A 12,582-nucleotide genomic window follows, 5' to 3' on the forward strand; every position below is an offset into this window, starting at 1 on the left:
GTCCGAGTATCGGATCACTCAGTTTCCGGCGGGATGACGCCCTTGGTCAAGGTGAAACAACCATAGAAGCGGCGTTCGCCGGTCTGAACAACGCAATAGGCATTCTTTGCACGCTCGTAGAAAGCGAAGCGCTCGACAGGCGACAACGGCCAATGCTTGCCTTCGGCCTTGTCGATCGCCGCCTGCACCTCGTGCTGGACCTGCGGCACCTCGTCGGGTGCGCCGACCACTTCCATGCGCGTCGCCGCATCATCGATGAACGTATCGAGCGGCATCAGGGACAGCAGCGCGGCAACCGCGTCGGCGGCCGAGACGTTGTCGATGCGCAGGAGATGGCCCAAAGTCGTCTGCTGAGCGATGGCTTCGGCGGGAAAATTGGTGTCGACAACGACCAGCATGTCCCCGTGCCCCATCGACTTCAACGCATACAGCACGTCCGCATTCAACAGCGGCGAAATTCCCTTCAGCATGATCGAGCATCCTTTGATTGCCAGTGGCGGCTCTCCCGCGGCCGCCTCGTTCTCCGGGGCAAAGAAGTAACTACGGCGTTCCTATCTGTCCATAGGCACCGGGAACGTTTTCGGAAGGAAATCAGGCTATGAATACGCTCATCTCAGCACGGCTTATTTCGGCCGTTATTGACCCGATACGTTCACCGGCATTAACTGAGGTCCGGTCAGTAGCTGAGAGGCACAGGTGCGAATTCTTCTGGTGGAAGACGACGATACGATCGGCAGCGCGGTTCGCGATCATATCGCGGCAGGTCCCCATGCCGTCGACTGGGTTAAAAACCTGGCCGATGCCGAAGAGGTCACCAACGCCGTGCAATACGGCCTCATCCTGCTCGACCTGCAACTTCCGGATGGCAGCGGCGTCGATTTTCTGAAAAGACTGCGCCGCAGACCGGATGAAACCCCGGTCATGATCCTCACCGCCCGCGACCAGATCTCCGATCGCATCGAAGGCCTGAACAGCGGCGCGGACGACTATCTCGTCAAGCCGTTCAATCTGGGCGAACTCACCGCCCGCATCCTGGCGGTCGCCCGCCGTTATACCGGCAGTCCACAACCGACCATTCGGTTCGCCGATCTCGAAATCGATCAGCCGCAGCGGCGCGTCCGGCTTGACGGCAGGGACATCGTTCTCACCGGACGCGAATGGGCCGTGCTCGATCTGCTTGTGGCACGACCGGGCGCCATCGTGTCGAAAGACAAGATAGAGGAAGCGCTTTACGCCTTCGGCTCCGAGATCGAGAGCAATACGGTGGAAGTCTATGTCAGCCGTCTGCGCAAGAAGATCGGCAGGGACCGCATTCGGACGGCCCGCGGCGTCGGCTATTGCCTGGGCGACCGATGACTGAGCGCACGGGGCCTAGCCGCGCCAGCATCACCAGGCGTCTCATCGCCGCGCTCACCGGCACGGTCGTGGTCTTCTGGCTGATTGCGGTCGGCATCGGCGTCTATGTGGTCAACAAGGAACTCTCGGAGACCTTTGACGGGGCGTTGCAGGAAACCGCCGAGCGGCTGATGCCGCTGGTACTCGACGATCTTGCCAATCGCGATCCCTCTAGCGATCCGCAAAGCCTCAAGGAACTCAACAAGGGGCTGAACCGCGAATATCTGACCTATCAGGTACTCGACGGAAACGGCAAGGTCATCCTCCATTCGCACGACGCGCCGGCCACGGTCTACGACGTGCCGTTGAAGATCGGTTTCCACAATACGCCGCGATATCGCATCTACACGGAATCATCCCAGGACGGCTCGGTCTTCCTGCATGTCGCCGATGCCTTCAAGAATCGCCGGGAAGCCTCGCGGGAAAGCGGCGTCGCGCTGCTCTGGCCTTTGCTGGCCCTCATCCCCGCCAGCATCATTGCCATCGGCTTCGTCGTCGGCCGCTCCCTGCGGCCGATCGACCGGTTGAGATCGCAGATCGCCACCAAGGACAGCGGCAATATGGCGCCGTTGGATAGCGACGTGCTGCCGCGCGAACTCCAGCCGATCGCCCGCTCCGTCAATCTGCTGCTCGATCGTCTGCGGCTCGCCCTCGAGGCCGAGCGCGAATTCACCGCCAACAGCGCCCATGAACTGCGCACGCCGATCGCGGGCGCTCTCGCGCAGACCCAACGCCTGCTCGCCGAACTGCCGCAAGGCCAGTTGACGGAACGCGCCAGCCGCATCGAGACCTCGCTGTCCAACCTCGCCCGGCTGGCGGAAAAGCTGCTCCAGCTCTCCCGCGCTCAGGCCGGTATCGGCGCGGGCGACAAGCCCGCCGATCTGATTGCGGTCATCGAAAGCGTTATCGGCGACTACGACCGCGACACCGGCACCGCCGGCCGCGTCCTATTGGAGACCGGAGCCAAGGAAAAACTGATCCGAAACGTCGATATCGATGCCTTCGCCATCGTCATGCGCAATCTGATCGAAAACGCGTTGATCCACGGCCCGGTCGACGACGAAGTAACCATCAGCGTCGACGGTGGCACGGTCCGCGTCGTCAACGCTGGCGATGTGCTTTCGCAGGAAGAGCTGGCCGGCCTGAAGAAACGCTTCTGGCGCGGCAAGACGAAGGCCACCGGTTCGGGCCTCGGGCTTTCCATTGTCGAACGCATCGTCGAGCAGATCGGCGGACGCATCGAACTGCTGTCGCCCGCCACGGGCAGAGCTGATGGTTTCGAGGCCAGGATCACGCTGCCTGCCGGCTGACCGCTTCGCAGCCCGGCACGGATTGATCTTGCAAACACCGGCAAAGGGTGCGAGCAAGTGCCGCATGTTTCCTGCAGGTCGGTATTCATGATCGTTTCCTTCGACATCGGCGGTAGCGCCATCAAAGGCGGCATTGCCCGCTCCATGACGGATATTATGCCGCTGGCGCGGCGCCCCACTCCCAAGCACGACTTCGCCGAATTCGTGGGTGTTCTGCGCGCCGTCATCGCCGAAGCAGGCGAGAAGCCGGATTGCCTCTCCTTTTCCATTGCCGGCGTGGTGGACCCCGATACCCAGGCACTCACCTGCGCCAACATTCCCTGCATCCATGGTCGACGCCTGGCAGCAGACCTGGAGGCCGAACTAGGCCATCCCGTCCTGATCGCCAACGATGCCGATTGCTTCGCCATGGCGGAAGCCATGTCGGGCGCCGGCCGCGGTCATCGCATCGTGTTCGGCGCCATTCTCGGCACCGGCGTCGGCGGTGGTCTGGTGGCCGACGGCCGTCTCGTCAACGCTGCCGGCGGCTTTGCCGGCGAATGGGGCCACGGACCCATCATCGCGTCCCATGCCGGCGATCCGCAGGTCGCCATCCCGGCCTATCCCTGCGGCTGCGGCCAGAAGGGCTGTGTCGATACCGTCGGCGGCGCCCGCGGCATCGAACGCCTGCACAAGACGCTGCACGGGCTGGAATTGACCAGTGAAGAAATCATCGACCATTGGCTGAAGGACGACGTGCAGGCACGGCGCACGATCGACGTCATGATCGACCTGGTCGCCTCGCCGCTCGCGCTGACGGTCAACATAACAGGCGCGACCGTCGTTCCGGTCGGCGGCGGTCTCTCCAATGTCGAACCGCTGCTGGCGCGGCTGGACGAGGCGGTGCGCGCCCGAATCCTGCGCAAGTTCGGTCGCCCACTGGTGGTGCCCAGCCAATGCAAGCTCGAGCCCGGGCTCATCGGCGCTGCCCTGCTGGGGCTGCAATATGCCGGAGAGCGCGACCATGCTGCTTGAGGTCTGCGTCGAGGACATTGCCGGCCTCATGGCAGCCGTCGAGGGGGGCGGCGATCGCATCGAGCTTTGCAGCGCACTCGCCGTCGGCGGCTTGACGCCGAGCGCCGGCCTTATGGCAGCCGCGGCCAGCATGCCCGTTCCCGCCTATGCCATCATCCGCCCGCGCGCCGGCAGCTTCGTCTATTCGGCCGACGAACTCGCCATCATGAAGCGCGATATCGATGCGGCCCGGCATACGGGCCTCGCGGGCGTCGTGCTCGGCGCATCGCTGCCGGATGGACGGCTGGATTTCGATGCGCTGGCGGCGCTCGCCGCCCATGCCGAAGGTCTCGGCACGACGCTGCATCGCGCGTTCGATCTGGTCCCCGATATAGGGGAGGCCGTGGAAGTGGCCGTTTCCCTCGGCTTCGAACGCATCCTCACATCGGGTGGCGCAAAGACTGCCGCAGAAGGGGTCGCCGCTCTCGAGCAGGCGATCACTATTGCCGCCGGCCGCATCTCCATCATGCCCGGCTCGGGCGTCAACATCGCGACGATCGGTCAATTGTGGCCACGATTGCCGATCAGCGAAGTGCACTCCTCCTGCGCCGTCACCACGGCCGAGACGGACGAACGCCTGCTCACCCTCGGATTCTCGGCGGTATCCGCACGCCACACCGATGCGGCGACCGTCAGGGCGCTCAAGGCCTACTTCGCCTGAGCAACGTCATGAATTGACAAAGAAACATTAGAATGATCAATCGTTCATAAACGCATATGCTGTAGCGATGGACGGGCTGCGCAACAGACAGTTATTGCAGCAAGGCAGATTTCCTCGGGAGTAGCTGTAGATCTGAATCATGTCGGTGGCGCCACCTAGCAAGAAAAGCATGGCTGTCTTCTGGATTGCGGCGATCATTATCGGCTCGATCATCTTGGCGACTGCGTTGCTTGCCAACGACATGCGTAACCTGCGGGCGCTGGACAGCCGCTATCACCTGAACCTGTTTTCCCGACCGGCACAACAGGCCGGAATGTCACCGGCAAAAGCCGCCAGGGTCAAGACTCCGCCGCCTGCCGGAGCTGCCTCGAACAATACGGTTGGAAATGCCGCGACTGTCGTAGCTGGCACAGCGGCACATGCCCCCGCGACACCGGCCAAGGCGGCGGCGGCCAAACCGCCACATACCAAGACATCCCACTTGTTTGACGCCCCCGTCGACGCTCTGCTGAGCGCCTTCGTACGAAACTGGCGGATATCGGGCCAGACGCTCTGCGCCGATCTGGCAAAATTCGGCCTGCCCGTGGGTGAATGGCGGCAAAGTGAATTGGGCACCGGCACATCCGAATGCAGCTATGCCGTCCAGAAGGGCGCCTATGGCAACGCGAACGCGGCATCTTTCTTCATCATCGCCCGCGGCAAGCCGACCGGCGAACTCGACACTATCCGCATCAAAGTGATCATGCCCGATAATCCCGATGGCAAGGCCATCGGTGGCACCTTCGTCGATGCCGTCGTGCTGCTGCTGAACGAGACACACTGGCTGGACTTTCAGACGGCGCTGGATGCGATCGGCAAACTGCAGGACGTGACGCTGCAAGCCTTCGGCGCCAAGCTCAGCTTCTTCAAGGAATTCCGGGGCAACAACAGTTTCAATCTTCAGCTGGAATTGCGCAGAACCGCGCCCGAGCAGATCCGGACGGCCATCGTCTTCGATAAGACGCGCTGGACGCTGCCCTCCCCCTTATCGATCAACTAGAGCAATTCGAGGAAAAGTGCGTAGCGGTTTTCCGTCCGGAATTGCGCAAAAACAATAGCATAGAGCGGCTAGGCGGTTCTGTGAAACGTGTTACCGCTCCAGGCGATCGCGCATATACCGGATGACGATCGAGCCTTCGGTCTATCCGGTTTTTGTTGCGCCGCGCCATGGATGGTGGTCATATGAGGACGATTCCGAAGGTCGGCGGATCACCGGCCGCAAGCAACATGATTCCCAAGAGCACGAAGCGGTTTCCGAAGGGAATCATGCCTATCATAAACACTCCGGATCCCCCTCCGGCGGTGGAAAGCTAATACATCCGATGGATTCGACGGACCCCAATCCGCAGGGCCAGACTTTCGCGGTCGAACGCAACCCTCGCCTCCGCTACATCATACCCGCCGTGGTTGCTGTCGCCTTCCTGATGGAACAGCTCGATTCGACCATTCTCATCACCGCCGTTCCGGATATCGCCAAAAGCCTCGGCACCACTCCGGTGCGCATGAACCTCGCGGTGACAACCTATATCCTGACGCTTGCCATGTTCATCCCGGTGAGCGGCTGGTTCGCGGATCGCTTCGGTGCCCGTCGCATCTTTGCCCTGTCCCTCTTCATCTTCACCGCCGGCTCGATCCTGTGCGGCGTGGCAACGAGCCTGCCCATGCTGATCGCCATGCGCGCGCTTCAAGGTTTTGGCGGCGCGATGATGACGCCGGTCGGACGGCTCATCCTCATCCGCAGCTTTCCGCGCAGCCAGCTTGTGACCGCGATGACATATATGACCCTGCCTGCCGTCATCGGCCCGGTGATCGGTCCGGTGCTCGGCGGCTTCCTGACGACCTATCTTTCCTGGCGCTGGATATTCTGGGTGAACCTGCCCTTCGGCCTGATCGGCATATTTATGGCGCTGCGCTATGTCGAGGACACCACACGCGACAAGTCGATCAAGTTCGACTTTCCCGGCTTCATCATGGTCGGTGTCGGCTGCGTGCTGCTGCAATACGGTATCGAAAATATCGGCCGTCCCACAATTCCGCTCTGGGCCATCCTCCTCGTTCTTGCCGCCGCCGGTCTCCTGCTCGTCGGCTTCATCCGCTATGCGAGGACGGCTGTATCGCCGGCTGTGGATCTCACGTTGTTCAAGCTGCGCACGTTCCGCGTCGGCACGCTTGCCGGCGGCATCTGTCGCGTCGGGCTGAACGGCGTTCCCTTCCTGTTGCCGCTGATGCTGCAGGTCGGCTTCGGCCTGAGCCCGATCGTGTCGGGCACGCTGACCTTCGTCAGTGCGCTTAGTGCGCTCGTCGTGCGGCCCGTTTCGGTGAAACTATTGAAGCTCTATGGCTTCGACCGCATCCTGACATGGAGCGCCGTTTTAGGCGCAGCCGTCGTTGCCGGTTTCGCCCTGATCACGCCCGAGACGCCGCACTGGTTCATCATTGTCTATGTCTTCATCTTCGGGCTGGCGCGCGCGGCGCAATTCATGACCTCCAACACGCTGTCATATTCCGATACGCCGGCAGCCCAGCTTAGCCGCGCGACCAGCCTCGGCGGCGTCCTGCAGCAATTGAGCGTCAGTTTCGGTATTTCCGTTGCCGCCATGCTGCTCGGTCTGGTCACGCTGGATGGGTCTGAGCTGACGCCGGAGAAATTCCATCTGGTTTTCCTGCTGATGGCCGTGATCCCGCTGCTCGGCATACCCGGCTTCCTCAAGCTGCAGCCGGAAGATGGTGTGCAGGTGAGCGGCCATCACCGCCGACCTGAAAAGTCATCATAGAAGGTCTGCAGCTCTCACGCCGCGAGCACGGAAGAGCGCGGATGCACGAGGTGGTCGCGAAGCACCGTCCCGGCGCCATCGACTTCTTGCATCACCACATCATAACTCCACAGGTCGGCAAGATGCTGGAGTACCCGCTTGGCATCCATATCGTCAAGCAGCGCGCCGTTCAGCACCGTGTGCCGGACGATCAACCGCCTGTCGCCGGCGAGATCGACATCGACGATCTCGATATGTGGATCGATCCAGCCGACGTCATATTGCCGCGCCAGTTCCCGGCGGATGCGCCGGTAGCCGCGCTCGTCATGGATCGCCGCCACCCTCAAACCCTCTTCCTCTTCGGGATCGTCGGTCAGGTGGAACATCCGCATCTTCCGCATCAGATGCGGGCTGAGGAATTGCGAGACGAAGCTCTCGTCACGATAATTGGCCCAGAGGTCGCGCAGCACTGCCATGGCATCGCCGGTGCCGGCGATTTCCGGGAACCACTGCCTGTCCTCCTCCTTCGGCTTCGTCACGATGCGCTCGAGGTCCTGCATCATGGCAAAACCGATCGCATAGGGGTTGAGGCCGGAATAGCGCTGATCGTTGAAGCTCGGCTGGAAAACCACGTTGGTATGGGATTTCAGGAATTCCAGGAAATCGCCGTCGCTGATACCGCCAAGCTCATGCAGCCGGGTCATGATGCGATAGTGCACATAGGTCGCGGTGCCCTCGTTCATCACCTTGGTCTGGCTCTGCGGGTAGAAATACTGGGCGACGTGGCGCACGATGCGGATGATCTCGCGCTGCCAAGGCTTCAGCCGCGGCGCCATTTTCTCCAGGAAGTAAAGAATGTTCTCCTGCGGCAGGCCCGCAAGCGAGCGCCGCCGCTCCAGATCGAGGTCGGGCATCTTCTTGCCTGGCCCGACCGGAATCGTGCGCCAGAGATCGTTGAAGATCCGCTCGTCATATTCGCGGCGTTCGCGCTCGCGCTTTTCCTCGTCGCGCAGGTCGGGCGTCTTCCTGCCGGCATAGCGATGGACGCCATGCGACATCAGCGCATGCGCGGCATCAAGCGTCCGCTCGACGGCGGCATGACCATAACGCTCCTCGCAACGCGCGACATAGCCCTTGGCGAAATTGAGGTAGTCGAGAATGCCCTCGGCGTCCGTCCAAAGCTTGAACAGGTAGTTGTTCTTGAAGAAGTGGTTGTGGCCGAAGGCGGCATGCGCAATGACCAGCGCCTGCATCGTCGCCGTATTCTCCTCCATCAGGTAGGAGATGCAGGGCGAGCTGTTGATGACGATCTCATAGGCGAGCCCGCGAAGACCCTTGCGATAGAAGGCCTCGTGATGGGCGAAATGCTTGCCGAAGGACCAGTGCTTGTAGAACAGCGGCATGCCGATCGAGGAATAGACGTCGAGCATCTGCTCGGCGGTGATGATCTCGATCTGGTTGGGGTAAACGTCGAGACCAAGTTCCTTGACGGCAATCTTCTCGCAGGCATCGTGGATTCGCTGAATGGTGGCGAAATCCCAGTCCGCACCTTCAAAAAGCCGTTCCATCGATGCTTTCGCCATCACCCACTCCTGGTTTCTGCCGTCCGACGCTGGAAGAGATCGTGGAAGACCGGATAGATCTGGCTACGATCATTCACGCGCCGCATCGAGAGCACCGGCCAGGCCGCCTGCAGCCGCTCGTAGAGCGACCAGATCGCCGAGCCCGACGAGATCGCGACGCTGCGTGATTCGCCCACTTCCAGATAGGCGAAATACTGGCAAACCGGCAGGATTTCGCCAGTCAGGAGCGCAGCGGTCGTCGCATTGTCTGAATAGGCGTTGTCGCCGTCCGATGCCTGCGCGGCATAGATATTCCAGTCCGATGGCGGGAAGCGATCGTGCACGATCCGCCGCATCGCTTCGAGCGCACTCGAAACCTGTGTGCCACCCGTCGCCGGACTGCGAAAGAACGTCTCCTCATCCACCTCCTCGGCCACGTCGGTATGCCGGATGAAGACGATCTCGACACGGCGATACTGCCGGGTGAGGAAGATGTAGAGCAGCATGTAGAAGCGCTTGGCGAGATCCTTCATGTGCTCGGACATCGAGCCGGATACGTCCATCAGGCAGAACATGACGGCCTGCGCCACCGGCTTCGGCTCGTTCTCGAAACGGCGATAGCGGATGTCGATCGGATCGATATAGGGAATGCGCCGAACCTTGGATTCCAGCAGCTTGATCTCAGCCTCGAGCTGGGCCCGACGCTTCTCGTCCTTGCACTCTTCTGCCTCTTCGATGAGCTTGGCGACCGTTTCCGGCTTCGGACGATGCAGGGCGACACGCCGCATCATCGCCAACCGCATGGTGCGGTTGATCGCCAGATTGGCGGGCGATCCCGTCACCGAATAGCCTGATCGTACTGGATTGATCTGGTCTGTCGATATAAGCCGCCGCTTGGCGAGATCCGGCAGCTCGAGATCATCGAGGAAGAGATCGAGGAACTCATCGCGCGTCAGGATGAAGCGGAAGGCGTCCTCGCCGGTACCGTCGCCGCCGGCGCGCGGCTTGCCGCCGCCGCTTTCCGGACGCGGGATGATGTCGCCTTCCAGAAAGTCCTTGTTGCCGGGAAGAATATGCTCCCGCAGCCCTTCCGGGCCGCGATGGAACCGAGGTTCCTCGGTTCCATCCAGGGGAATGCTGATTTCGCCACCTTTCAGAATGTCCTGAATGTCGCGATTTTGAGAGGTTTCATAGACCGCTCTCTGCACCAGCGCTTTTGCTCTTCGCAAAAATCGTTGACGATTTTCTAAACTTTTGCCGCCTGGGTTCAGGCGTCGGTCAACAATGTGCATTCCTTCTTCCTTGGTGGCTCATCCCGCCTGTTTCACACGCATGTACCATTCCACAAGCCGTCGAACCTGACGCTCGGTATAACCCCGCGCCATCATGCGCTCGACGAATTCGCCATGTTTCTTTTCGGACTCGCCGTCCTTCTTGGACCCGAACGAGATAACAGGCAGAAGATCCTCGACCTGGGAGAACATCCGCTTTTCGATGACTTCGCGGATTTTCTCGTAGCTCGTCCAGGATGGATTCTTGCCGCCGTGGCTCGCCCGTGCCCTCAGGCAGAACTTGACGATCTCGTTGCGGAAATCCTTCGGGTTGGCGATGCCGGCCGGTTTCTCGATCTTGGTGAGTTCCTGATTGAGAAGCTCGCGGTCCAGAAGCTGACCTGTATCGGGATCCTTGAAGTCGACATCCTCGATCCAGGCGTCGGCGTAGTCGACGTAGCGATCAAAGAGGTTCTGTCCGTAATCCGAATAGGACTCCAGATAGGCCTTCTGGATCTCATGCCCGATGAATTCCGCGTACCGCGGCCCGAGTTCGCTCTTGATGAACTCGATGTAAAGCTTCTCGGTTTCGAGCGGCAGCTGCTCCCTGCGGATCGACTGCTCCAGCATGTACATCAGGTGCACCGGATCAGCGCCGATCTCGGTGGTGTCGTAGTTGAAGGTCGCCGCCAGCACCTTGAAGGCAAAGCGGGTCGAAGCCCCGTCCATGCCTTCGTCGACGCCGGCAGAGTCGCGATATTCCTGCACGCTGCGCGCTCTCGGATCGGTCTCCTTCAGGCTCTCGCCGTCATAGACCCGAAGCTTGGAGAAAGCAGTCGAGTTCTCGTGCTTGGAGAGCCGCGTCAGAACCGTGAAGCGGGCGAGCGTCTCCAAAGTCGACGGCGCGCACGGCGCGTCGCTGAGCTCGGACTCCTCGATCAGCTTCTCGTAGATCTTCTGCTCTTCGGTGACCCGCAGGCAATAAGGCACCTTGACCACGCAGATGCGGTCGATGAACGCCTCATTGTTCTTGTTGGCCTTGAAGGTCTGCCACTCCGACTCGTTCGAATGGGCGAGAATGATGCCGGAGAAGGGAATGGCGCCGATATTCTCGGTGCCGATATAATTGCCTTCCTGGGTCGCCGTCAGCAGCGGATGCAGCATCTTGATCGGCGCCTTGAACATCTCGACGAACTCGAGAATGCCCTGGTTGGCACGGTTCAGCGCACCCGAATAGCTGTAGGCGTCGGGATCGTTCTGCGCCAAGCTTTCGAGCTTGCGGATATCCACCTTGCCGACCAGCGAGGAGATATCCTGGTTGTTCTCGTCGCCCGGCTCCGTCTTGGCGACGGCAATTTGTCGCAGCCTGGAGGGCTGCATCCGGACGATGCGGAAACGGGAAATATCGCCTTCGAACTCTTCCAGCCGCTTCAGGCACCATGGACTCATGAGGCCGGTCAGGCGGCGACGCGGAATGCCGTAGCGCTCCTCGATCATCGGCCCCATGGTGACGGGGTCGAACAGGCTGAGCGGACTTTCGAAGACCGGGCTCAGCTCATTGCCGGCCTTGAGCACATAGATCGGATGCACTTCCATCAGCGACTTCAGCCGCTCGGCAAGTGAGGATTTGCCTCCGCCGACAGGCCCGAGCAGATAGAGGATCTGTTTACGCTCTTCCAGCCCTTGCGCCGCATGACGGAAGAAGGCGACGATGCGTTCGATCGTCTCCTCCATGCCGAAAAAGCCGGCAAAGGCGGGATAGGTCCGGATTGTCCGGTTCATAAAGATACGCCCAAGTCTGGTGTCCTTGGCCGTATCGATCAGCAGTGGTTCTCCCATCGCGGCCAGCAGGCGCTCCGACGCATTTGCGTACATGAGCGGATCATCCCGGCACGCATCCAGGTATTCGGAGAATGACATCTCGACTTCGCGCCGTGCTTCGAAAGAACGGGCGAACGTGTTGAATAGCACATCGTTATTTGACATGGCGCCTCGATAGCTTGCTATTGCAATAAACGCCGGACTTAACGAGATCACTTATCCCGCTAGTATCTAAGGTGCGGTAAGAGTCGCTTCGAATCAATAGGTGACCCGTACAATAATTCGTACGCTTGATTGCAAATGTCATCAACATGTTGAAGGGACCATGCACCGAATTAATGAAGAACGCCCTTAAGTTGTTGCAATCAACGACACCCCATCAAGGGATGTACACCCTCGAAAAGACAACTTGACCGGCTTTCCCATGCGGGAAGCCCGGCCTTGATGAACCGAGCGAGACCAGCGTCAATCCGACAATATCAGCATAATTTTGGAGAAAAGATGGTGCCCAGAGCCGGAATCGAACCAGCGACACGCGGATTTTCAATCCGCTGCTCTACCAACTGAGCTATCTGGGCATCCGAGCTTCGCGTACGGATAAGAGCCTTGAAAGGCCCTGGGCGGTTGGTTCGCCCCGGAAGCGAGCGGGGTTATAGCATCTTGTTCGCCCATGTCCAGCCGCAAATGACTCTTTTTTGACAGGAAATGGAGTTTTGG

The 12,582-nt window shown here is 60.5% G+C and carries 10 protein-coding genes and 1 tRNA gene; 6 read left to right on the forward strand and 5 right to left on the reverse strand.

The window, feature by feature from the left end; all coding sequences use genetic code 11:
* Positions 1-14: 14 nt before the first annotated feature.
* The gene (locus GA0061101_RS09065) at positions 15-470 is read right to left on the reverse strand and encodes an RbsD/FucU family protein (protein WP_037200067.1); all 456 of its coding nucleotides are present in this window, start codon (positions 468-470) and stop codon (positions 15-17) included.
* Positions 471-696: 226 nt separating this feature from the next.
* On the opposite strand from GA0061101_RS09065, the gene GA0061101_RS09070 reads away from it, so the two are divergent.
* The 6 genes from GA0061101_RS09070 (at position 697) to GA0061101_RS09095 (ending at position 7,232) form a co-directional block, all read left to right on the forward strand.
* Positions 697-1,356 (forward strand): response regulator, encoded by a 660-nt coding sequence (locus GA0061101_RS09070; RefSeq protein ID WP_037200066.1) that lies wholly within the window; start codon positions 697-699, stop codon positions 1,354-1,356.
* Positions 1,353-2,705 (forward strand): ATP-binding protein, encoded by a 1,353-nt coding sequence (locus GA0061101_RS09075; RefSeq protein WP_092573500.1) that lies wholly within the window; start codon positions 1,353-1,355, stop codon positions 2,703-2,705. The genes GA0061101_RS09070 and GA0061101_RS09075 overlap by 4 nt, the downstream gene beginning before the upstream one ends.
* A gap of 87 nt (positions 2,706-2,792) precedes the next feature.
* Positions 2,793-3,719, forward strand: a complete 927-nt coding sequence (locus tag GA0061101_RS09080) for an ROK family protein (RefSeq protein WP_092573501.1) — start codon at positions 2,793-2,795, stop codon at positions 3,717-3,719.
* On the forward strand, positions 3,709-4,419 hold the full coding sequence (locus GA0061101_RS09085; RefSeq protein WP_092573502.1) for a copper homeostasis protein CutC: 711 nt from the start codon (positions 3,709-3,711) through the stop codon (positions 4,417-4,419). The genes GA0061101_RS09080 and GA0061101_RS09085 overlap by 11 nt, the downstream gene beginning before the upstream one ends.
* Positions 4,420-4,588: 169 nt before the next feature.
* Positions 4,589-5,458 carry a DUF6030 family protein gene (locus GA0061101_RS09090; RefSeq protein WP_245297457.1) on the forward strand — a complete coding sequence of 290 codons (870 nt, stop codon included), beginning with the start codon at positions 4,589-4,591 and terminating at the stop codon, positions 5,456-5,458.
* A gap of 322 nt (positions 5,459-5,780) precedes the next feature.
* Positions 5,781-7,232, forward strand: coding sequence for a DHA2 family efflux MFS transporter permease subunit (locus GA0061101_RS09095; RefSeq protein WP_092573550.1), 1,452 nt, complete (start codon positions 5,781-5,783; stop codon positions 7,230-7,232).
* 14 nt (positions 7,233-7,246) lie between these two features.
* Here the strand turns inward: GA0061101_RS09095 and GA0061101_RS09100 are convergent, their stop codons facing one another.
* From GA0061101_RS09100 to GA0061101_RS09115, 4 genes are all read right to left on the reverse strand, one after another.
* Positions 7,247-8,794 (reverse strand): SpoVR family protein, encoded by a 1,548-nt coding sequence (locus GA0061101_RS09100; protein WP_047640763.1) that lies wholly within the window; start codon positions 8,792-8,794, stop codon positions 7,247-7,249.
* On the reverse strand, positions 8,794-10,065 hold the full coding sequence (locus GA0061101_RS09105) for a YeaH/YhbH family protein (RefSeq protein WP_037200055.1): 1,272 nt from the start codon (positions 10,063-10,065) through the stop codon (positions 8,794-8,796). Before GA0061101_RS09105 ends, GA0061101_RS09100 begins: the two co-directional genes overlap by 1 nt.
* 18 nt (positions 10,066-10,083) lie before the next feature.
* On the reverse strand, positions 10,084-12,030 hold the full coding sequence (locus GA0061101_RS09110) for a PrkA family serine protein kinase (protein WP_037200054.1): 1,947 nt from the start codon (positions 12,028-12,030) through the stop codon (positions 10,084-10,086).
* Between the two features lie 337 nt (positions 12,031-12,367).
* Positions 12,368-12,443: transfer RNA gene (locus tag GA0061101_RS09115), tRNA-Phe, on the reverse strand.
* Positions 12,444-12,582: the final 139 nt, after the last annotated feature.

It is taken from the genome of Martinezella lusitana, from assembly GCF_900094565.1.
Taxonomy (GTDB): Bacteria; Pseudomonadota; Alphaproteobacteria; order Rhizobiales; family Rhizobiaceae; genus Rhizobium; species Rhizobium lusitanum.